This window comes from Treponema denticola (genome assembly GCF_024181405.1).
GTDB lineage: Bacteria > Spirochaetota > Spirochaetia > Treponematales > Treponemataceae > Treponema_B > Treponema_B denticola_D.
Genome location: NZ_CP051302.1, coordinates 1,581,153 through 1,603,209 on the forward strand (window position 1 = coordinate 1,581,153; position 22,057 = coordinate 1,603,209).

Consider the following 22,057-nt stretch of genomic DNA (forward strand, 5'->3'; position numbering starts at 1 on the left):
TAATAATCCCTAAATTATGCTAATCTATTTTTTTTAAATCCTTGATAACCATTTTAGGAGTAACCGTACCGTTAAAATAGTTTTTCGATACATTGAATACTATGTCGGCATAGTCCCCAACCTTAAATTCCGTTCCCAGTTTTTCGGCAGCCTTCCAATAAAGAGCATTCCATTTATATTTCCCGCACTCCAAGTTAAAGCGCAAATGAAGGGGCTCGGCCTTGCCTATAATGTTTGCATTTAAAATTTTTACCCGCTTTGTCATAAAGGTCAAAGCCGGAGAATTACATCCGTAAGGCTCAAATTTATCGACTAAATTTAAGATTTCGGGTTTTAAATAATCATGAGGAAGCTCGGCATCAATTGTAAGAGTTTCGAAATCTGCATCATTTTCAAATTCCATTGACCCGGAAAATTGTTTTAAACTTTCCAAAAACTTCGTAAGCTTTTCCTGCTCGATGCCGAAACCTGCCGCAAAATCATGTCCGCCGTAGTCCAAAAAAAGCTCGCTATAGGGTTCAAGGAAGTCCAAAAGACGGAAGCCCCTCGCCGACCTTATCGAGGCAACGGCACTGCCGTCAGGCATCAGGCAGATAGCAAGGGCCGGCAGCTTAAAGTATTCGGCCAACTTTCCTGCAAGAATTCCGGTAATTCCGCGATGAAATTCCGCACTGACGGCAACTACCAACTTTTCGTTATATTCCTTTAAGCTTTCAATCGCAAGAGGCAGGGCAATTTCCCAAGCCTTGGAACCAAGAGCCCTTCTGTCCTCATTCATTTGAAATATTTCTTGGGCCTTTGCCGTTCTTTCACCCGAATCTTGAGCTAGAAAAAGCTCGATAGCCGTTTCGGGCCTTCCCATTCTGCCGGAGGCATTTACCAATGGCGAGATATTCCACGCTATCTCTTCGGTGCCTATGGGTGCCCCTAAAAGTTTTTGCATAGCCATCAGGTCCACAAGACCGAGACGGGGCTTTTTGTTTATTTCTTTTAAACCTTGTTTTACTATAATGCGGTTTTCTCCGGTTAATTCCATGAGGTCGGCAAGAGTAGAAAGGGCTACCAGCTGAATTTCGGAAGCCTCCCTTTTTCCGTAAAAATTGTTTTTTTGCTGAATAAAGGTTATAAAGATGTTTTTAAAGGTTTCGAGCTCCGACTGGGCGTCCTCATAATATTTCCCGATTGTCGAAAATTCCTTTAAACGCAAAAGGCTCATATCTCCCATTTGCGGAAATTGTTTTGCAACCTCGGGCTGAAAATCAAAAAAATTAAATTCGATTCCGTTTCCGAAGATATTTTTAAGCTGTTTTTTTTGTAAGGGAGCATTCCATACGAATATTTGCTGACCGTTTAAAAAAGAGCCCAGCCTCGTTTCCGAAAAAGAAAGCATTCCCGGAACTATGGTTTCGGTAATTTTTCCGATTTGAACCATATTTACAAGTTTTACGGCTTCTATAGAATAAGCGTCATTTACAGGCCTTACATTTAAAAGGGAAACTTGCTGTTTATAAAAGGGCTGCATACCGAAACGAAGTGCGGTAATAAGTTTCCATGCCGTAGCACAGCCCGATAGATTTTCGTGGGGATAGCCCGAATCGGGCATCTTACAGTTTATTATTACGGCTGCCTCAGGTAGGTTCTCCTGAGGGGTATGGTGGTCAACTACTATTACATCGATACCTAAACTATTGGCTTTTTCAATTTCCTTAAAATTGGAAATACCGCAGTCCACCGTTATGATAAGAGTGCCGTCATTTGCAGCGTGCTTTTCCACGGCTTCCACGGAAAGCCCGTAGCTCTCATCTCCGGTAGGAATACGCCATGACACATCAAGCCCCATATCCTTTAAGGCTTCATAAAGAAGGGTCGTGCTCGTAATGCCGTCCACATCCCTGTCGCCGAAAATTAAAACCTTCTCCCCTTCTTCTTTTGCATCCAGGATACGGTCTACGGCATCTTCCATGTTTTTAAATAGGAAGGGACTGTGAAGATAGCGCATATCGTCTTCCAAATAGAATAAAATATCCTTCCCTTCGATAATTCCGCGGCGTACCAATATTGCCGAAGTCAGAGGATCACATCCGTATTTTCTTTTTATCTCGTTTACAAGTTCGGGGCCTATTTCTTTTTTTTGCCAGTCCATTTTTTTCTCCGCATTGGATTTAAAATTTAAAGTTCTTCTTGTTTGATAATTTTAAAAATAAGCTTATCTTTTTGCGGAGCCTTATCGGAATATTCTATAGCGTTTTTCAATAAGGGCATTGAAGCGGAAACCGAAGCCGAATCCTTTCCGTAGACCCTCATTATAAGGTCTCCTTTTTTTACGGAATCGCCCTTGTGTTTTAAAATTTCAACTCCGGCATCGGGGCATACGGGATCGGTGGTTTTATTTCTTCCGACTCCAAGGTTTACACCGGCCATACCGACCTCAAAAGCATTAATGCTCTCGATAAAGCCGTCCTTTTCTGCCTTCAGTTCTTCAAAGAATTTGCTGCGGCGGGTTTTATATTCTGCCATAAGGGTCTTGGGATTGCCTCCCTGAAGTTCTATATTTTTTATAAAAAGATCCAAGGCTTTTCCTGAGCTTACGGCTTCTTTTGCAAGGGAAAGACCCTCTTCTTCCGTCTTAGCCTTGCCTCCCAGAACGAGCATATGAGCGGCCAGCTGCAAGGTAAGCTCAGTACTGTCCGCTGGGCCTTGTCCTTTTAAAATATCTATCGTTTCTTCTATTTCCAAAAAGTTTCCGGCCATCGTGCCGAGAGGTTCATTCATATTGGTTATAAGAGCTCTTGCCTTTTTTCCCATCGCCTTAGCCGTACCTACAAGGCTCACCGCCAAGGCTTCCGCATCGCTCAAGGTTTTCATAAAGGCACCCTTTCCGCATTTTACATCAAAAACGAGGGCTTCGGAACCTTCTGCAACTTTTTTTGAAAGGATACTTGAAGTGATAAGAGGAACGGATTCGACTGTGGCCGTAACATCCCGCATCGCATATAGAAGGCGGTCTGCAGGAACAATTTCCTTTGTCTGCCCCGTCATAGCAAAGCCTGTTTTTGATATAAAATTCCTAAATTCGGCTTCGGTCAAGTTGGTGCGGTAGCCCGTAACTGCCTCAAGCTTATCGAGAGTTCCTCCCGTGTGGCCAAGTGCCCGGCCGCTCATCATTGGAACCTTAACACCGTTTGCCGCAACAATGGGAGCAAGAGGAAGCGAGAGCTTATCCCCTACCCCTCCGGTAGAATGTTTATCGACAAAGGGGCCTTCAAGGCTTGAAAGGTTCATCACCTTCCCGGAATGAAGCATAACATCCGTAAGAATAGCCGTTTCTTCAAAGGTCATCCCGTTAAAATACACTGCCATAAGCCATGCCGAAATCTGGTACTCCGGAATTTCACCCTTTACATAAGAATTTACAATAAACTCTATCTCTTTGCGGTTTAAGGGCTCTATAGCCTGCCCCTTTATTCCGCGTTTTTTCATAATAATATCCGTTGCTCTCATGTGTTACCTCTCATTGTTGATATTAGTATGAAAGTACATAAATGTCAAGTCTAAAATTTGATTGAACTTGATAATTGACAATGAATGATTTATATTGTAGAATACGAAATGTGAAAAATCTATGTAAAACTTGTGGATAAGTAGGGATGAAATTTTACGATATAGCCAATAAAAATATACTGGTCTCTTTTAAAGAAGCTGTACTAAGAGGTTTTAACTCTGAAACGGGGGGAGTTTTTATGCCTGCGGAGCTCGGAAAAATAAGTCCGGCAATGATTTATCGAAATCCCCCTTCTTCTTTTAGGGATATATGCTTTGAAATTCTAAAAAACTTTTGCGGCGATGAAATTCCTGAAGACGATCTAATGTCTATAATAGCTCAATTTTATCCTCACAGGCTCCCAATAAACCCGATAGCGCCGACAACCTATGTTTTGGAGCTTTTTCACGGGCCCACCTGTAACTATAAGGACATAGGAGCTGGCTTTTTAGCCTATCTTTTAGAATACTTTAATAAAGACGAAGACGGAGATATTAACCTCATTGTACCGGCCTCAGGCGAAAGAGCTTGTGCCATTGCATCAGCCGTTTCCCAAGTGAAGAGAGTTAATGCCCTTCTTTTATACCCAAAGGACTCCTTAACGGAAATACAGGAAAACTTTCTTTCTTCAATGCCTAAAAATGTATATCCTATTTGTGTGGAAGGAACCTTTGAAGATTGTGAAAATCTTGTGGATAAGGCCATAAAAGATGAAGATTTATTGAAAAAACTAAAACTTGTTTCAGGAGGAGCCTTAAACATAGCGCCCCTTTTACCTCAAGTTGCTTTTTTTGTCTATGCAGCCTTAACCGTCTTATACCGCAGCGATTACGATAACAAAATTGAAAATCCTTCAATCATAACTTCAATACCGTCAGGAAGTTTTTCGGCCCTTACGGCAGCCCTGATTGCAAAAAAAATGGGAACCCCGATCAAGGGTCTTATCTCGGCCGAAAATGAAAATCATGCTCTTTCGGATTGGCTCACAGTTGGAGATTTAAAAAAAAGAACGGCAATAAAAACCAATACGCCGGCTCTGGATATTCCTAATACAATCAACTTTAAACGAATGCTTCAAATTTACGATGTTGAAGAGCTTAGAAGACTTATAATTCCTTATTGGCTTGACGGTATGGGAACAATATCTTCAGTAAGAACATGTAATGAAAGAACAGGCTATATAATAGATCCTTACGGTGCTATGGCTTGGACAGCCTGGCAGGATGTCTATAATGGAGCACTGAATTCATTAAAGAGAAAAATATCAGAAAATGATAAAGACACGGGCATACCTTTAAAATATGCAAATATTGAAACATGGGCATCTTCAATTCACAAAAATAGTATGGTGGGAATAGTTCTACAAACCTCTCATCCTGCAAAGTTCCCCGAAATTATGAAACCGGCCATCGGAAGGCCGCCGTCTTTACCGGATAGGCTTGAAAGTTTACAATATCGGCTTTTAAAAGCGGTTAATATCCCGCCAGATTACTCAATGTTTAAAGAATGGGCTTTGTCCCACTAAAAAACAAAGCTTCAAACAAATCGCTGATTTTCTCTATTGACCCTTGTATTCTTCTAAGGAGTCGGAAATATGCTCTAGGATTATACCGGCTTTTTTAAACATTTCGATTGTATCGGCCGAATCATGATAACGTTTTTCGGCTACGACTCTTACGATCCCGCAGTTTATGATGAGCATAGCACAGGTTCGGCAGGGAGTCATCTTGCAGTAAAGGGTTGCTCCGTCAATGCTGATTCCCCGCTTTGCTGCCTGACAGATAGCGTTTTGTTCTGCATGGACGGTGCGGACGCAATGCTGGGTAATTGAGCCGTCTTCATGCTGGACTTTTTTAAATTGGTGGCCGACATCATCGCAGTGAGGAAGGCCGGTAGGAGCTCCTACATAGCCGGTAACAAGAATTTGGTGATCGCGTGCAATAACACAGCCTGATCTTCCGCGGTCGCAGGTTGCCCTCTTTGCAATAGCCCGGCAAACATCCATAAAATATTCGTCCCACGAGGGGCGTCTATATTTTTCTTCGCTACTCTTTGTTTCTACCATAAACAACCTTCCTTATCTACAAAATTAAAAGAAAGCACCGGTTTGATATTTTCAAATCGGTGCTTTTTATCTTAAAAAACAGGATTAAGGACATCTCTAAAAACTGAAGTTTTTAGAGGTTTCCTTAAATGATTCCCATTTCTTTTCCGACTTTTTCACAGATTTTTACAGCCCTGTCAAGCTGCTCTGTGGTGTGACCGGCAGTAACCATGCATCGGACTCGGCCTGTTCCCTTGGGAACTGTGGGGAATACGATGGGGCCTGAGAATAAGCCGTTTTCAAAAAGCTTTTTCGAGAATTCCAAGGTCTTGGCTTCATCTCCGATAATAATCGGGGTAATCGGCGTTTCGCTGTGACCGATATTGTAGCCTAGCTTTCCTAGTCCCTCCTTAAAGTGCTTGGCATTTGCCCAAAGCTTGTCCGTATATTCCGTTGATTCCATGAGCATCTTAACGGCTTCAATAGCGGCTCCTACGGCTGCGGGAGGAAGACCTGTTGAGAACAAGAAGGGGCGGCCCCTGTTTTTAAGCCAGTCGATAGTTACTTTTTTTCCTGCGACATAACCGCCTACAACACCGATAGCCTTTGAAAGGGTTCCCATTGCAACGTCAACTCTTCCGTGAAGCTTAAAGTGGTCTACGGTTCCGCGTCCGCTTTCTCCTAAAACACCGCTTGAGTGAGCATCGTCTACATATGTAAGACAATTATATTTTTCTGCAAGGGCAACGATTTCGGGGAGCTTGGCAATATCTCCGTCCATTGAGAAAACGCCGTCGGTTATAATCAAAACATTATTGTAGTTATTTCTTTTTTCTTTTAAAACTCTTTCAAGGTCGGCCATATCGGAGTGCTGGAAAACTGCCTTATCGGCCTTTGAAAGGCGGGTACCGTCGATGATTGAAGCATGGTTCAGCTGATCCGAAATGATTAAGTCACCCTTATCCGTAAGAGCCTGAATAACGCCTGCATTACAGTTAAAACCCGATTGGAAAGCTAGAACGGCTTCCTCTCTTTTAAATTCGGCTAAGAGTTTTTCCAGATCATCATGTATCTTCATATTACCGATGATGGGGCGTACGGCTCCGGCTCCGGCTCCGTATTTTTCGATAGCTTCAATAGCTGCCTTTTTAAGCCTCGGATGATTCGCAAAGCCTAAATAGTTGTTGGATGAAAGGTTAATAACCTTTTTTCCGTTAATAATACATTCGGCATCGCTCGGCCCTTCAAGAGTAACAAGCTCTTTGTATAAGCCCTGCTCTTTTAATTCTTGAACTTTTTTTTGTAAAAACTCCATATCATGGATATTCGACATAGGTTCCCCCTAATAAAATGTTTAAAATTCTTAAAGATTAAGTGGACTTTAAGATTGAGATATTATTTATTTTTTTAGCGATATTGTCAAGAGCCGTAAATTATTGTATAATCCGCCGACAAAACTTGGGATTTTAAAATGCACAATGAAGTAAGAATTTTATTTGAGGACAATTTTTTTGCAGTAGTTTTAAAAAACTGCGGGAACAATTCTCAAGTCTTTTTTAAAAAGGCCTTTAGCGAAAAAAAATATGCCGAGGCAGTCAACCGATTGGATAAGCCTGTAAGCGGTTTAGTTCTCATAGCTTTTTCTCCTGCAATACACACAAAACTAAATAATCTTTTTAAAGAAAAAAAGGTAGAAAAAGAATATTGGGCAATCTGTAAAAAAATAGAAGAATTAAACTCGGCGGCCGATTCGAAAATAAGCGGCACAGCTCCCGTTCTTTATAAAAAAGAATTTTGCGAAAACTATCTTGAATTCAATACCAAGCTGCAAAAAGCTTTTGTAACGGAATCAAGGCAAAAAGGGAAAAAAGCATCTCTCTATTGGCAGCTTTCAGGGATTGGCGATAACTATAATTTTTTACGCATATTCCCCGAAACAGGCCGCACCCATCAAATTCGTATTCAACTTTCTCATTTGGGGATGCCCATAAAGGGAGACATCAAATACGGTTTTGAGCGCACCGAAAAATCCGGCGGGATCAGGCTCCACGCCCACTCCCTAAAATTCGAACATCCTCAAACAAAAAAGCAAATAGAAATTTCCGCCCTTCCCCCCTCTCCGGACACTCTATGGTCAGCCTGCATCGAAGCCTGCTTAAAAGCAAAAGAGCTTGAAGAGTAAATTAGAGTAACAATCACACCGAAAACAACTGTAGACCAATTTTTAAATAGGTGAGGCGAGTACTAGGAGCCGATAAAAATTAACCGGAGGCGTGCTTTTTGCACGTCGAGGATTAATTTTTATTCGAGCGACAACGTAATCGCCCACATATTTAAAAATTAATTACTCAGCCAAACGCTTATACCGATTATACCTCTCCTTAGCATCTTCCTCGGCATGCTTAAATAAGACTTCCGCAACATCGGGGAAGGTCTTTTTAAGCGAGGTGTAGCGGACTTCGGAGTTGATAAAATCTTGGAATGAAGCGCTCGGCTCCTTGCTGTCAAGCTGGAAGGGATTTTTGCCTTCGGCTTTTAAGCGGGGATCAAAGCGGTATAGGTGCCAATAGCCTGCTTCAACAGCCTTTTTCTCCTGCTCGACACTTCTGCTCATTCCTGAGCGGAGTCCGTGGTTGATACAGGGAGCATAACAGATAACGATTGAAGGTCCGTCATAGCTTTCGGCTTCTTTTACAGCCTTTACAAATTGGCTCATATTGGAGCCTATGGCAACCTGAGCTACATAGACATAGCCGTAGGTCATAAGCATTGCACCCAAATCCTTTTTACGGATTCGCTTTCCGCCTGCCGCAAATTTAGCAACAGCTGCCGTAGGCGTCGACTTTGAGGACTGACCTCCGGTATTGGAGTAAACTTCCGTATCGAATACGAGGATATTAAAGTCTTCGCCCGATGCCATGGTGTGGTCAAGACCGCCGTAACCGATGTCGTAAGCCCATCCGTCTCCTCCGAAGGACCAGACACTCTTTTTGACGATAAAGTCCTTCAGCTTGTAGATATATTCCAAGAGCCTGTCGGCTTCAATATTTCCCGTATCATATTTGAAGGTATGGCTTTCGGGAACCGGAAGATAATCGGCGGTCTCGGTATTCTTTACAGCCGTATTTCTAGGCGGCTGATGAGCATCAAAGAGAGCCTTAATCTTATCGCAGGTTAAGGTATTGGCTTCAACATCTTTTTTGTTTTCAATCCATTCTTTAAAAAGAGGAGTAAAATCGGTTCCGATATTGAGCTCAATAAATTTCTTCATATAGTCTTCGGCCTGTTCTCTCAACTTACGGGTGCCTAGGGCCATTCCGTAGCCGTAGTTTGCATTGTCCTCAAAAAGGGAGCTTGCCCAAGTCGGGCCCTTTCCTTTTTCGTTATAGGTAAAGCCGGCAGTGGGATAAGAGCCGCCCCATATTGAAGAACAACCGGAAGCGTTTGCTATCATCATGCGGTCTCCGAAAAGACGGGTAACAAGGGTTGCATAGGCAGTTTCACCGCAGCCTGCACAAGCTCCGTGGAATTCCAAGAGAGGCTGTTTAAACTGGCTTCCTTTAACGGAGAACTGATCCATAAGACCGTGCTTTGTAGAAACATTGTCAACTGCATAATCCCAGTTTTTGCTTTGAGCTTCTTCTTCGGCCAAGGGCTTCATAACGAGGGCCTTATTCTTTGCAGGACAAATATTTGCACAGTTTGAACAGCCCGTACAATCCATAACCGAAACCTGCATCCTGTACTCAAGCCCTTCAAGGCCTTTTCCGTTGGCCTTTATAGTTTCAAAGCCTTCAGGTTTAGCGGCCCTTTCTTTTTCATCAAGAAGGAAGGGGCGGATTGTAGCATGAGGACATACAAAAGAACACTGATTACACTGAATACAATTTTCCTTTATCCAATGCGGAACTTCAACTGCAACACCCCGCTTTTCGTATCGGCTGGTACAGTTAGGCATTCGGCCGTCTTCAACACCTTTAAAGGTGCTCACCTTTAGAGCATCGCCTTCCTGCCTGTTGATAGGAATAAGTACATTGCGTACATAGGGCGGAAGATGAGAATTGCAAATCTGTGAATCCTCCGCATTTGCCCAAGCGGCAGGAACGGCAACCTTGTGAAGAGAACTTACGCCCTTTTCAACTGCGGCATAGTTCATATTTACTATGTCTTCACCTTTTTTACCGTAATCTCTGACTATGGATTTTTTTAAACTTTCAACAGCTTCTTCAATGGGAATAATTTCTGCAAGTTTAAAGAAGGCAGACTGCATAATCATATTGATTCTTCCGCCGAGACCAATTTCCTGAGCAATACCCGTAGCATTTATTGTATAAAATTTTATCTCATTTTTTGCAATAAAACGCTTCATTTCTCCCGGAAGGTTGGCTTCCAATTCTTCATCAGACCAGAGGCAGTTAAGCAGGAATGTTCCGCCTTTTTTTAAGCCCTTCAATAAATCATATTGATGAACATAGGACTGCTTTGAACAGGAAATAAAGTCGGCATCGCTTATAAGGTATGTGGATTTTATCGGCTGCTTTCCGAAGCGGAGGTGAGAAATGGTTACGCCTCCCGATTTTTTACTGTCATAAGCAAAATAGGCTTGGGCATACATACCCGTACTGTCGCCGATAATCTTGATAGCACTCTTATTTGCTCCGACGGTTCCGTCAGAGCCGAAACCCCAGAATTTACATCTGATTGTTCCCGCGGGTTCGGTCTTAATTTCTTCCAAAACGGGGAGACTCAAATTTGTTATATCGTCTTCGATTCCTACGGTAAAATTGTTTTTGGGAGCATCGGCTTTAAGGTTGTCAAATACCGATTTTACCATTGAGGGAGTCGTATCCTTTGAAGCAAGCCCGTATCTTCCGCCCACTATCAGAGGTTTATTGGGCACATCAATGTATGCACCCAGTATATCCAAATGGAGGGGTTCGTAAAGAGCGCCCTTCTCTTTTGTCCGGTCAAGAACAGCAATCTTTTTAACCGTCTTGGGCATTACATCAAAAAGGTATTTGGGCGAGAATGGACGGTAAAGCCTTACCTTTATAAGACCCACCTTTTCTCCCTTGGAAACAAGATAGTCAACGGTTTCTTCGGCCGTCTCGGTTATAGAACCCATGGCTATAATTACGCGTTCGGCATCGGGAGCTCCATGATAGTCGAATGGCCTATAAGTTCTTCCTGTCAAGGCCGAAATCTGCTTCATATAATCGGCAACTATTTCTACAACATCGGTATAGAATTTATTGGAGGCTTCTGCCGCCTGAAAATAAACATCCGGGTTTTGGGCTGTTCCTTTGGTAAAGGGATGCTCCGGATTCATTGCCGTGGTGCGCCAATCGTTTAAGGCCTTCCAATCAAGCATCTTTGCAAAGTCGTCATAGTCGATGAGCTCGACATTTTGAAGTTCATGGCTGGTTCTAAAGCCGTCAAAGAAGTGAAGGAAGGGGACTCGGCCCTTTATCGCTGCAAGGTGGGCAATACCGCCTAGGTCGATAATTTCCTGTACCGAACCTGAGGCGAGCATACCGAAACCCGTTTGGCGGCAAGCCATAACGTCCTGATGATCGCCGAAAATAGAAAGGGCATGAGCCGAAAGAGCTCTCGCCGACACATGTAAAACACCCGGTAAAAGCTCACCGGACATCTTGTACATGTTGGGTATCATAAGTAAAAGCCCCTGACTGGCCGTAAAGCTTGAAGCTAAGGCTCCGGCAGAAAGGGCTCCGTGCATTGAACCTGCAGCTCCCGCCTCGGATTCCAGTTCCGAAACAAGGACGGTTTGACCGAAAATGTTTTTTCTTCCGTTGGCTGCCCATGAGTCAACCAGCTCGGCCATATCTGAAGATGGCGTAATCGGATAAATGGCGGCTACATCGGTAAAGGCATAGGCCACATAAGAAGCCGCATTATTACCTGTCATTGTTTGAGTTTTCTTTTGCATACTCTTTTTCTCCGTAATCTTTAAAGAATGAACACCTCCAAAAAAGCTTTTAGAGGTGTTCTTAAGATTTATTTAACAAGTTTATCCAAGGCTTGTTTTAAATCGGCAATAATGTCTTCCGCATCTTCAAGACCGACAGAAAGACGTACCAAACCTTCGGCAATATCCGAAGCGGCTCTTTCTTCAGGAGTATACGGAGAGTGGGTCATACTTGCAGGATGCTGAATAAGGGTTTCGGCATCGCCTAAGCTTACTGCAATGGTTGCAAATTTAACCGAGTTTATAAGGGTTTTACCGGCTTCCAATCCGCCCTTAACGGTAAAGGCAATCATAGCTCCGCAAAGTTTCATCTGTTTTTTTGCAAGCTCATATTGCGGGAAAGATTTAAGACCGGGGAAGGCGATGGACTCAACAGCCGGATGTTTCTCCAAGAACTCTGCAACTTTTTGAGCATTGGCGCAGTGCTTTTCCATTCGGATATCGAGGGTCTTCATGCCTCGGCCTATTAAGTAGGATTCAAAGGGGCCCAATGTAGAACCTGTCATATCCTTAACACCTACAAAGCGTACCTGATCGATGAATTCTTTTTTTCCGACAACAAAACCTGCAATAACGTCTCCGTGTCCGTTTAAGTACTTTGTTGCAGAATGGAGAACAACGTCTGCTCCTAAATCAAGTGGTCTTTGGAGATAGGGAGTCATATAGGTATTATCTACTATAACCTTACATTCGGGATTATGAGCATGGGCAACTTTACTTATTGCTGCAATGTCGCAAAGATACATATTCGGGTTGGCCGGTGTTTCCAAATAAACGATTTTCGTATTCGGTTTTAAAGCTTTTTTTACATTTTCAGGATCTCGGGTATCAACGAAGGTTACATCAATCCCAAAACGGGTAAGACCATGATTTAAAAAGGCAAAGGTACAGCCGTAAAGAGTCTTTCCGGCAACAATATGGTCCCCGGCATTTACGATTGACCAAATACAAGAGGTAACTGCACCGATACCGGAGCTTGCGGACATACAGGCTTCTCCGTTTTCAAGACAGGCAAGTTTTTCTTCAACAACCGTAGTCGTAGGGTTGCCCAAGCGGGTGTAGATATAACCATCTTCCTCTAAAGCAAACCTGTGACCGCCTTGTTCTGCCGAATCAAACGCAAATGTTGAAGTTTGATAAATAGGTGTTGCTAAAGCACCGTATTGATTCTTAATGCTTCCTGCGTGAATCTGTTTTGAAGCAAATCCCAATTTTTCCAATTCTTTTCTATTCATATTTTCCTCCAAATAAAAGATACATATAGCATTTAGTATAAGGTATTTATTTTATTCACGCAAGTGTAAAATTCAAAAAAGTATAAATAAAATTTAACTATAACACTCATACTTGACTTCATTATTGTATTATTGTATCATGCCTCAAGACGAAAGTCTAGATTTAAATTCAGAGTCATGCTATGTCCAATAAAACAAAATCATACTTATTTGCTGCTATTGCCATTGTTTGTTTTGCATCATCTTTTCCGTTTTCACGCTTTGCTTTAACGCATTTCGGCTCGGGAGCCTTAGGTTTTTTAAGATGTGTTTTAGCAAGTATTTTTCTTTTAATTATAGGAAAATTTAATAATTTACGTCCTCCTTTCAAAATAAAGCATATAGGTCTTTTTTTTATATCCGGAGCTCTCGGCTTCGGTCTATATCTTTTGGTCTTTAATATGGGCCTTAAAACAATTACGGCTGCAACCTCAAGCATTATAATTGCAACAACTCCGATAATGACCGCCGTGGCAGCTTCGATAATCTATGATGAAAAGATAAGCAAAGCAGGCTATATTTCTATTTTGACGGCATTTTGCGGAGTTATAATTATTATCTTATGGGAGGGACTTTTATCGGTCGAAATAGGCATTTTATGGACTGTGTCGGCTGCAATTTCCTTTTGCGGATACAATATTTTAAGCCGAAAACTTGCAAAAATGGGCTATACCTCAATAGAAATCGTAACCTACAGTGTTATGTGTGCGGCTATCATCTTATCGCCTTTTTGTGTTGACGGATATAAAGAACTCTCTTCTGCCGGCTTTAAATACATAGGAAGCCTTTTGTGCCTAGGGATTCTTACAAGTGCACTAGGCTACTTTTTCTTTAATAAGGGAATAGAAATTGCCGAAAAAACAAGCGATGTTACAAATTTTCTTTTTTTTAACCCATTGCTTGCAAGTATTTTAGGTTATCTTGCCCTAGGCGAAACCTTAAATGCAGGAGCGGCCATAGGGGGAACAATAATCATAATGAGTATCATCGTGTTTGCCCTAAAGGGCACCCCTAAAAGGGAAAAAAAGAAAGCTGCCGATAAATAAAAAAATCCCAAGGCTCAAGTTTTATTCGAACCTTGGGACAATATTTTAATGAAATCTATAAAAACTTATTTTGCTTTTACAGACTTCCATTCTGCAAAATTCCAAGGATGCTTTTTAATATATCCGTCGGCAAATGGGAAGAATATCGAAAGGGTTAAGAACAAGGCCAGTAAAAGCTGATACCACAATAAAGGAATAAGGCCTACGGGATTTACAAGTCCGTTTGTAAAGGAGCAGGCTATTAAAAGCTGGGCCCCATAAGGAATTAATCCCTGCATTACACAAGAGAAGGCATCAAGAAGAGAGGCAGATCTACGAGGGTCAACCTTAAATTCTTCACACATTTCTTTTGCGATAGGACCGTCGATAATAATTGCAACGGTATTATTTGCAGTTGCAGCATCGGTAAGAAGAGTTAAAGCACCTATACCTAGTTCTGCGGATTTTTTACCCTTTACCATGCCCTTTATCTTTTGTAAAAGCCATTCCATACCGCCTGCCTGACTTACCATATAGGCAAGACCTCCGGTCAGCATTGAAAGCAAGAATATTTCGAACATTCCGTTAAAGCCGTCATACATATGATTTGTCCATTGCAGAGCATCAAAGGCACCGTAAGCCATTCCGATAATACCTGAAAAAAGGATTCCTCCTAAAAGAACGGCAAATACGTTAAGACCTGCAATAGCTGCAACCAATACAAATACGTAGGGCAACACTTTTACGATATTAAATTCCAAAGACTCAATTTGAGGCGTAACAGAGGGCCTTCCGAAGAGTAATAGGAGTATGACAGTTAAAATTGCAGCAGGTAAGGCTAATGCAATATTAACTCTGAATTTATCCCTCATATCAACATTTTGTGTTCTTGTAGCAGCAATTGTAGTATCCGAAATAATCGAAAGGTTATCGCCGAACATGGCTCCGCCTACCATTGAAGCTATCATAAGCGGCATTGAAATACCCGCTTTTTCTGCAAAACCTACGGCGATAGGACCTACGGCAGCAATAGTACCGACACTTGTTCCGGTTGCAATAGATAAAAAACAGCAGATAATAAAAAGGCCCGCTGTAACAAAATTCGGCGGTATTAGGGTTAAACCCAAATTTACCGTAGAATCGACACCGCCCATCTGCTTTGAAACAACCGAAAAAGCTCCGGCTAAAATATAGATGATACACATAGTAATGATATTTGCATCTCCGCAACCTTTGACCAGAGCATCGAATTTTTCATCGATTGAACCTTTGTGCATTAAAAAGGCTGCTATAATACCTACAATTACGGCAACAGGTCCCTTAAAGCCGTAAAACCCCATAGGATCGCCTTTTGCTACAAGAGTTACACCTATTCCCAGATAAACGACAACAAAGATAAGAAAGGGAACAAGAGCAAAACCATTCGGTTTAAATTTAGATTTTTCCATAAAATCTCCTCCATAAAAAGTTTTACTTAAAACATATAAGCAGCTAAACAGCCTACATATTTTGATTACTAGATTATCGCATAGGTTATGCCTATTGTCAAGAACAACAATATAAATTTGAATGGAATAAAAAAGTTGACAGATAAAAAATTTGATGCTAATATTGTTAAGATACTGCAATTGTTATAAATTGCATAAAAAACGGAGGTGTGTATGTTCAATCCTGTTGTTATTGCCGTTATTGTTATGATGGTACTGTGCTTACTTAAGATTAACATCTTAATCGCAATTATGATTTCCGGTATCGTAGGAGGGATTATTGGAGGTTTGGGACTTCAAAACACGATAAGCATTCTTATTTCGGGAATGGGAGGCAATGCCGAAACGGCATTATCTTATATCTTACTGGGGACTTTGGCCGCTGCCATTACTTCAACTTCTATAGTCGAACTTTTAGCGGTCAAATTACAAAAATGGCTTAAAAATAAAAAAGCCCTATTCGTTCTTATCATTGCATTTATAGGCTGTTTTTCGCAAAATGCAATTCCGGTTCATATAGCCTATATTCCGATTTTAATTCCGCCCCTTTTGGTTGTAATGAACAAAATGAAACTCGACAGACGTGCTATGGCCTGCGGATTAACCTTCTCGGTTAAGTGGCCCTATGTCGCTTTTCCTGCAGGTTTCGGTCTTATTTTCCACGGAATTATTTCGGATTCTATGACACAAAACGGACTTCAATTCAATAAAATGGATGTATGGAAGGCTATGGCTCTTCCCGGTGCCGGAATGATTTTAGGTCTTTTTATTGCGGTTTTCTTTTCCTACAGAAAACCCCGTGAATACAAAACGGTAGAAGCGGACATAAAGGCCGAAAATGAAGTTAAAAACATAAAATTTACTTCACGTGAATGGTTTACTCTTTTAGCGATTGCAGCCGACTTTGTAACACAGATTCTCTCCGGTTCTATGCCCTTAGGCGGTCTTGTCGGTATTTTGGTATTACTTGTTACCCGTGTTATAAAAGTAAAAGATGCGGATCAAACTATGGCAGAAGGTATTAAGCTGATGGGCTTTATCGCCTTTGTCATGCTCGTGGCCGCAGGCTTCGCAGAAGTAATTAAGGCTACAAAAGCGGTAGACGCCCTTGTTGTCTCCAGTGCCAATCTTATAGGAGGAAGCAAACTCCTCGGTGCCATTATAATGCTCTTAATCGGACTTGGTATTACAATGGGTATAGGAACTTCCTTCGGCACCATTCCTGTAATTGCAACAATATATGTTCCGCTTGGTATGAAGCTCGGATTCAGCCCCATGGCCATAGCCTGTCTTCTCGGCACGGCAGGTGCTTTAGGCGATGCAGGTTCTCCCGCTTCCGATTCTACTTTGGGGCCGACTGCCGGCTTGAATGCCGACGGTCAGCATGACCACATCTGGGACACCTGTGTTCCGACATTCCTGCATTATAATATTCCTCTTATGATATTCGCTACGATTGCAGCAATGTTCTTGTAAAATTAAACACCCCCGTCTAAACCGGCGGGGGCTTTTTCTTTATAGGTACAAAAACTAGATTCCTACTGCCAGTCTTTCAGCAGCACGAGTTGCTTCCAAAACTTTTCCCGTGAACGAGCTGTCTCCTATATTGTAAATTTCGGGGACTATGTTTGCAACTTGGGCAGAAAAATAAAGATTGTCATCGGTTTTATTTCCAACGGCAAAGACTATTAAGTCGGTCTCCAGTTCAAGCTTTTTGGTTTCATTGCCTATTTTTTTTGCAAGCGGATTAGGTATGTTTTCAGGCAAGATAGGCTGCCAAGTATTATAGGGATTAGGCACGCCTTTTGAAATGTTTTGCTCTACAATAGCTTTTCCCGAATCAAGTCCTATAAGCTTTGCACAATTTAAAAGTTTAACACCGGCCTTTTGCATATAGTAGATAAGGTAGCCCCTATTAGCTGTACAAACTCCCTTCATAAAATAAGGAAGCATTTCTACTACCGTAACATCTTTTTTGTGCTCGTATTTAAGCCAATAGGCTGTCTCACATCCTACAACACCTCCGCCTATTATAACAATCTTTTTAGCACCTTCCGCGTCCTTAGGATTTAAAAGAAGGTCTACGGCCTGAATTGTCTTTATCTTTTCAGATCCGGGTACGGAAATAGAAATCGGCTTACCCCCATATGCAAAAACCAATGCATCGAATTTTTTGTTTTTTAGCAAATTCAAATCAACTTCCGTGTTTAAAGAAAGTTTAAAGTTAGGCATAGCCTTGGCCTTTTCTACCTTTGTTTGAAGATAATTTAAATAGTTTTCAAAATCGTATTTAATCTTAGGAACACTTCCGGTAACTACGCAGCCGCCGATACGATCCGTTTTTTCAAAAAGTTCTACATTATGGCCCCTCTTTGCTGCCTTAACGGCAAACACAATACCTGCAGGCCCTGCTCCTATAACGCCGATATTCTTTTTAACCTCTGCCTCAGGTGCATCAAAGGGAAGCACATCTTCAAAGCCGGTGCGCGGGTTTACGGCACATTGAGGATGCCCTCCTAAAACAAATTCGTTGATGCAACCCTCCTGACAGCCGATACAGGGGCGGATATCTTCTACCTTGCCTGCATAGGCCTTATTACACCACCCGGCATCGGCCAATAATGGGCGGGCAAGCATGACCATATCGCAGTCTCCGTTTCTTAAGGCAGCTTCTGCGACATCGGGATAACCTAACTTTCCGACAGCTACCACAGGAACGGGAACTCCGGCATTGGATATAATATTATTGAAAGCAAAATAGTCTTTTACTATTTTGGAAACTCCGAGAAAACAGCCGGCAGGCATGCCTCCGGGAGGATGAGGGAGCCACCAGTTATCATAGCATCCGAGATCCACATCAAAAATATCTACACCGCATTTTACAAGATTTTTCATATAGTCAAGGGTTTCTTGTATTGTTCTTCCGTTTTTAAATTTTTTAAGCTGTTTGACCTTCATACCTTCTTCTCCGTAGGTCTCGTTAAGAGCCAGAGAAAGGTCTATGCGGTACATTATAGGATAATCGGTGCCGGCCCTGCTTCGTATTTCCTTTACAAGATCTAGGCCGAATCTTTGCCAGTCGGCATATTTTCCGATTTTACGGCGGTTAAAGGCAGGGTTGGTTAATTGTTCAAGAAGATAGCCTTCATGGCCATGAAGATATACACCGTCAAGACCGCATTCCTTGGCATCGGCGGCAGCCTGTCCTGCATTTTTTATAATTTTTCCTAAGGCTCGGCCAGAAAGACGCAAGCTTGGAATTTCGGAAATATAAAAGTTGGGATTATTTGAAGCCGATACGGGAAATCTAAACTTGGTTAAAAGACATTGGGGATTTCCAACACGTCCCAGTCCCGGAGTTAATTGAATAAATATCTTACTTCCGAAAGCATGACAGCCCTGAGCCAGATCCCTCCAGCCTACAAGATTGGTTCTAGTTCCGTCTATACGCGGAAAATAAGAATAGTTATGAGGTTCCGTTACCGAGTGATCTATTCCGTGGCTTATGGGAACAAGGCCGGTTGTCAATAGACCGACACCGCCCTCGGCTCTCGCAAAAAAGTATTCAAGCATTTTTTTGTTGGGCCGTCCCGATTCTTCACACATATTTATGTTTCCCATAGGCCCCATGACAACACGGTTTTTAATTTTTGTTTTGTTGATTAAAATAGGCGAAAACAATTGGGTATAGGGATAAAGAGCCTTAGTCATGCGGCCTGTTCCCCCTGCCCTGTTTTCAAAATCGCCTTCCATCCATCCGCCGTAAGCGTCCACCATCTTTTTTACTTCAGCATCAAATTTCATTCTTTTCCTCCAAAATAGTTTTTATACTCTAGGGCATCTCTAAAAACTGATGTTTTTAGAGGCTCCCTCTATTTAATTCAGTTTTTAGTCTTCTATTATGACTTCACCGTTTTCTTTAACTTCAACCCTGCTTCCGCTTTTAACCGCTGATAAAAATTCCTTTCCCAAATTATCGACTGTAGGAATACTGTTATCGGTAAAGTTTGCAGCAAGGATTACGCCTGCTGCAGCCAAGGAATCTATCGGCTCCGAAAAAAGCATACAGGCAGGCTGGCGTCCCATCGAAGCGGCACAGAATATAACCATTCCGCCCGTAGTTGAGCCTATAGTCTGCGGGAGACAAAGAGCCTTCCCTGCTATTTCCTTTTTATATAGGTCCGGATTATTTTGATCGGAACAATGAGCCTTCTTATCCCCGAACATCAAAGCTTTTTGAAAGCTTGCAAGGGTATTAAAACCTTGAGAACTTACCAGAGCTTCTGCCGATACTGTTCCCGGAACAATTACTCTTCCTTTAAATGTTTTCATATTAAAATCCTCCCGTAATTAGATCGGCTATTTCATCATCCTTATAATAGACGGCCGTAGTATAGGTTCTAAGCTTATTGGAATTTGTGATAACCGATTTTTTTGCACAAAGCGGGTTATTCATATACATGAGGGGACAGGTTTCCGAAAAACGAAGGCCGAAAGATTTTAATCTTTTATACTCTTCGGTTTTGGAAAACTCCTTTAAAACACCCCGAGGCGAAGTCATAACAGTCGGTATCGAAATTTTTGATTTTTTATTTTGTTTTAATTTTTGTTCTATAATGCCTGTCCATTTAATAAGCTGTTCTTTAGACAGGTGAGGACAGCCTATAAAGCAAAGTTCAGGAGGGGCATTTTTGTTTTTTCTAATATCCGGATATGAAGACCTTATCCTCAAAAGCTCGGATTCGGTAATTGTATAGACTTCTGCACTTTTACGGATTAAAGAAGCCCCCGATTCTTTTGCTTCAGGCGTCAGGTTTTCGACATGGTATAAACCGACAGCTCCGTTTGATGCCATTGCAGCTCCCATATCCTTAAAGTAGGCCTTTACCTCATCATTTAGCTCTCGGCCCAAAAATCTATCCAAGCCTTTAATATAGGGCACGTTTTCAACAGCCTTGATTCCTATTGCACTTCCCAAAAGTTGGGCTTCAGGCAGAGTCTCGGTTTCAACCTCGACAATTAAATCGGCCTTACGACCCTCATCGGTCAATAGGCCGAACTCCGGTACCCAGCCCGCAATCAGCCCGAACATTTCGATGATACCCGAATTGCGGTTACACCTAGCTCCCAATACCGAGTTTGCATAATTAACGGCTGAGGATTCTGCCCAGCTTAAGATTTCTCCTTTTTTAGGTGTATTCCCTACCTCGTCAAAATAACAGGTACAGGTATAAGAATCATCCGAAAGAAGGCCCATAGCTTTAAGCTGCTTTTCATACTCTTCCTGCTTGCTGTACATAAAATGAAAAACAAGGCGTTCCAAAAAACTTTTGGGCACTACATCATCAAGCGGACGGGGATCCGCCGTAAAGGGAATCCCTGAAACAGCTTCGGATTGGAGAAGTTCATCCATCAATTTATAGACCGGTTTCATAACTCCTATACCGAAACTTGTAACAAGATGTCCGTATTTTCCCGTAACCTTAACAAGCCTTTCTGCACCAAAGGCTTCACCGTACATGACCAAGGTTTTTAAAACCTTAGCCTGCATCTCTCCTTGAGAACCGTTTAAAATTTCTTCTTGTTCCCGTGTCAGTTGCATACTCATCTCCTATAAAAACTTTTTGCAAGGATTATCAAATCCTGAAAAAAGTTTTTTCAAGTAGTTTTGCTTTATGCAAAACTACATACAATATACGAGTTTGCCTGAAAGGCAAACTCGTCAGATAAACAGAGAGGCACTATTTGTGCCGAGCTGTTTATCAATTCTCCTTAGTTAATACGAACAATTATATCATAGTTTTTGCAGAAGGTAAATTTATTTTTTTAAAATATCGCGCCGCCTTGAATTCAAAAAGAATCTAAAGTATAATAGGCATCTCTAATCTTCAAATTTTTTTTGCGGGGTGATTATAATGAAACTAAAAGAGCTGGATCTTTATTTTACCGAGCTGTTAAACATAGATGCCTTTGCGGCTCAAGATTTATCGCAAAACGGTGTTCAGGTACAAAACAGCGGTAAAGAAATAAAAAAGGTTGCTTTCGCGGTGGATGCCTGTCTTCAATCCATAAAAGAAGCCGCCGAGCGGAAAGCCGACATGCTTTTTGTACACCACGGCCTTTTTTGGAGCCGATCCTTACGGATTATGGGAAATCATTATCATAGAATAAAGGCTCTTTTGGATAATGACATAGTGCTCTATGCCGTTCACCTTCCCCTCGATGCCCATCCCCTTTATGGGAATAACATCGGTCTTGCCCGCCGCCTTGAACTTGAAAACTTAAAAGAGTTCGGCATGTACAGGGGGCTGAACATAGGCTTTTACGGCAGTCTTCCTTTAAAAGGAGATTCCGAAGAAGGCTTGGAAATAGATGAAATTATAAATAAACTTTTTCCCCAAGGGGAAAAACCTGCAAACATCCTTCCTTTCGGGCCTAAAAAAATTAAAACAATCGGAATTATTTCGGGCGGGGCCGCTTCGGAAATAGATGATGCAATAGCCTTAGGACTTGACCTATACATAACGGGAGAGATTGAACACATTACCTATCACAATGCCCTCGAAAACAGGATAAATGTAATTGCCGGAGGCCATTATCAAACGGAAACTGTAGGCGTTCAGTTGGTTGCAAAAAAACTTGAACTTGATACAAACCTTGAAACCTGCTTTATAGATATTCCAACAGGTTTTTAAAT

15 protein-coding genes are annotated in these 22,057 nt (G+C 41.8%); 5 read left to right on the forward strand and 10 right to left on the reverse strand.

All coding sequences use genetic code 11. The features are described 5' to 3' along the window. Positions 1 to 19: 19 nt before the first annotated feature. Positions 20 to 2,143 carry a single-stranded-DNA-specific exonuclease RecJ gene (gene recJ, locus HGJ18_RS07520; RefSeq protein ID WP_253695379.1) on the reverse strand — a complete coding sequence of 708 codons (2,124 nt, stop codon included), beginning with the start codon at positions 2,141 to 2,143 and terminating at the stop codon, positions 20 to 22. A gap of 26 nt (positions 2,144 to 2,169) precedes the next feature. Continuing rightward, the gene (locus HGJ18_RS07525; protein WP_253695380.1) at positions 2,170 to 3,501 is read right to left on the reverse strand and encodes a thymidine phosphorylase; all 1,332 of its coding nucleotides are present in this window, start codon (positions 3,499 to 3,501) and stop codon (positions 2,170 to 2,172) included. A 146-nt stretch (positions 3,502 to 3,647) separates the two neighbouring features. On the opposite strand from HGJ18_RS07525, the gene HGJ18_RS07530 reads away from it, so the two are divergent. Then, positions 3,648 to 5,066, forward strand: coding sequence for a PALP domain-containing protein (locus tag HGJ18_RS07530; RefSeq protein ID WP_253695381.1), 1,419 nt, complete (start codon positions 3,648 to 3,650; stop codon positions 5,064 to 5,066). A 33-nt stretch (positions 5,067 to 5,099) separates the two neighbouring features. On the opposite strand, the gene HGJ18_RS07535 is transcribed toward HGJ18_RS07530, so the two are convergent. Further along, complete coding sequence (locus HGJ18_RS07535; protein ID WP_253695382.1) at positions 5,100 to 5,606, reverse strand: deoxycytidylate deaminase; 507 nt, start codon at positions 5,604 to 5,606, stop codon at positions 5,100 to 5,102. 124 nt (positions 5,607 to 5,730) lie between these two features. Beyond that, positions 5,731 to 6,918, reverse strand: a complete 1,188-nt coding sequence (locus tag HGJ18_RS07540) for a glycine C-acetyltransferase (RefSeq protein WP_010697822.1) — start codon at positions 6,916 to 6,918, stop codon at positions 5,731 to 5,733. 138 nt (positions 6,919 to 7,056) lie between these two features. Between HGJ18_RS07540 and HGJ18_RS07545 the strand changes: the two genes are divergently transcribed. Then, a complete protein-coding gene (locus HGJ18_RS07545) occupies positions 7,057 to 7,767 on the forward strand; it encodes an RluA family pseudouridine synthase (protein ID WP_253695383.1) in 711 nt (236 codons plus the stop codon). A 162-nt stretch (positions 7,768 to 7,929) separates the two neighbouring features. Here the strand turns inward: HGJ18_RS07545 and nifJ are convergent, their stop codons facing one another. Next, the gene (gene nifJ / locus HGJ18_RS07550; protein WP_253695384.1) at positions 7,930 to 11,535 is read right to left on the reverse strand and encodes a pyruvate:ferredoxin (flavodoxin) oxidoreductase; all 3,606 of its coding nucleotides are present in this window, start codon (positions 11,533 to 11,535) and stop codon (positions 7,930 to 7,932) included. 68 nt (positions 11,536 to 11,603) lie between these two features. Continuing rightward, positions 11,604 to 12,809: a methionine gamma-lyase gene (megL, locus tag HGJ18_RS07555; RefSeq protein WP_253695385.1), complete on the reverse strand. Its 1,206-nt coding sequence runs from the start codon at positions 12,807 to 12,809 to the stop codon at positions 11,604 to 11,606. Between the two features lie 182 nt (positions 12,810 to 12,991). Between megL and HGJ18_RS07560 the strand changes: the two genes are divergently transcribed. Continuing rightward, entirely contained in the window at positions 12,992 to 13,894 is a 903-nt protein-coding gene (locus HGJ18_RS07560) for a DMT family transporter (RefSeq protein ID WP_253695386.1), read from the forward strand. A gap of 65 nt (positions 13,895 to 13,959) precedes the next feature. Here the strand turns inward: HGJ18_RS07560 and HGJ18_RS07565 are convergent, their stop codons facing one another. Continuing rightward, the gene (locus HGJ18_RS07565; RefSeq protein WP_253695387.1) at positions 13,960 to 15,321 is read right to left on the reverse strand and encodes a Na+/H+ antiporter NhaC family protein; all 1,362 of its coding nucleotides are present in this window, start codon (positions 15,319 to 15,321) and stop codon (positions 13,960 to 13,962) included. 213 nt (positions 15,322 to 15,534) lie between these two features. On the opposite strand from HGJ18_RS07565, the gene HGJ18_RS07570 reads away from it, so the two are divergent. Further along, on the forward strand, positions 15,535 to 16,836 hold the full coding sequence (locus HGJ18_RS07570; RefSeq protein ID WP_253695388.1) for a Na+/H+ antiporter family protein: 1,302 nt from the start codon (positions 15,535 to 15,537) through the stop codon (positions 16,834 to 16,836). Positions 16,837 to 16,890: 54 nt separating this feature from the next. Here the strand turns inward: HGJ18_RS07570 and HGJ18_RS07575 are convergent, their stop codons facing one another. The 3 genes from HGJ18_RS07575 to HGJ18_RS07585 all read right to left on the reverse strand — a co-directional run bounded on the left by HGJ18_RS07575 (position 16,891) and on the right by HGJ18_RS07585 (position 20,962). Beyond that, positions 16,891 to 19,164, reverse strand: a complete 2,274-nt coding sequence (locus HGJ18_RS07575) for an oxidoreductase (protein ID WP_253695389.1) — start codon at positions 19,162 to 19,164, stop codon at positions 16,891 to 16,893. Between the two features lie 84 nt (positions 19,165 to 19,248). Next, complete coding sequence (locus tag HGJ18_RS07580; RefSeq protein WP_253695390.1) at positions 19,249 to 19,692, reverse strand: aconitase X swivel domain-containing protein; 444 nt, start codon at positions 19,690 to 19,692, stop codon at positions 19,249 to 19,251. A gap of 1 nt (position 19,693) precedes the next feature. Beyond that, the gene (locus tag HGJ18_RS07585) at positions 19,694 to 20,962 is read right to left on the reverse strand and encodes an aconitase X (RefSeq protein ID WP_253695391.1); all 1,269 of its coding nucleotides are present in this window, start codon (positions 20,960 to 20,962) and stop codon (positions 19,694 to 19,696) included. A gap of 313 nt (positions 20,963 to 21,275) precedes the next feature. On the opposite strand from HGJ18_RS07585, the gene HGJ18_RS07590 reads away from it, so the two are divergent. After that, the gene (locus HGJ18_RS07590) at positions 21,276 to 22,055 is read left to right on the forward strand and encodes a Nif3-like dinuclear metal center hexameric protein (RefSeq protein ID WP_147624578.1); all 780 of its coding nucleotides are present in this window, start codon (positions 21,276 to 21,278) and stop codon (positions 22,053 to 22,055) included. The last annotated feature ends 2 nt before the right edge of the window (positions 22,056 to 22,057 follow it).

Coding starts and splice junctions, on each gene's coding strand:
- HGJ18_RS07575 (WP_253695389.1), bottom strand. CDS start 19,164: ATGAAATTTGATGCTGAAGTAAAAAAGATGGTGGACGCTTACGGCGGA.
- HGJ18_RS07590 (WP_147624578.1), top strand. CDS start 21,276: ATGAAACTAAAAGAGCTGGATCTTTATTTTACCGAGCTGTTAAACATA.
- recJ (WP_253695379.1), bottom strand. CDS start 2,143: ATGGACTGGCAAAAAAAAGAAATAGGCCCCGAACTTGTAAACGAGATA.
- HGJ18_RS07560 (WP_253695386.1), top strand. CDS start 12,992: ATGTCCAATAAAACAAAATCATACTTATTTGCTGCTATTGCCATTGTT.
- HGJ18_RS07565 (WP_253695387.1), bottom strand. CDS start 15,321: ATGGAAAAATCTAAATTTAAACCGAATGGTTTTGCTCTTGTTCCCTTT.
- HGJ18_RS07525 (WP_253695380.1), bottom strand. CDS start 3,501: ATGAGAGCAACGGATATTATTATGAAAAAACGCGGAATAAAGGGGCAG.
- HGJ18_RS07580 (WP_253695390.1), bottom strand. CDS start 19,692: ATGAAAACATTTAAAGGAAGAGTAATTGTTCCGGGAACAGTATCGGCA.
- HGJ18_RS07540 (WP_010697822.1), bottom strand. CDS start 6,918: ATGTCGAATATCCATGATATGGAGTTTTTACAAAAAAAAGTTCAAGAA.
- HGJ18_RS07535 (WP_253695382.1), bottom strand. CDS start 5,606: ATGGTAGAAACAAAGAGTAGCGAAGAAAAATATAGACGCCCCTCGTGG.
- nifJ (WP_253695384.1), bottom strand. CDS start 11,535: ATGCAAAAGAAAACTCAAACAATGACAGGTAATAATGCGGCTTCTTAT.
- megL (WP_253695385.1), bottom strand. CDS start 12,809: ATGAATAGAAAAGAATTGGAAAAATTGGGATTTGCTTCAAAACAGATT.
- HGJ18_RS07570 (WP_253695388.1), top strand. CDS start 15,535: ATGTTCAATCCTGTTGTTATTGCCGTTATTGTTATGATGGTACTGTGC.
- HGJ18_RS07530 (WP_253695381.1), top strand. CDS start 3,648: ATGAAATTTTACGATATAGCCAATAAAAATATACTGGTCTCTTTTAAA.
- HGJ18_RS07585 (WP_253695391.1), bottom strand. CDS start 20,962: ATGCAACTGACACGGGAACAAGAAGAAATTTTAAACGGTTCTCAAGGA.
- HGJ18_RS07545 (WP_253695383.1), top strand. CDS start 7,057: ATGCACAATGAAGTAAGAATTTTATTTGAGGACAATTTTTTTGCAGTA.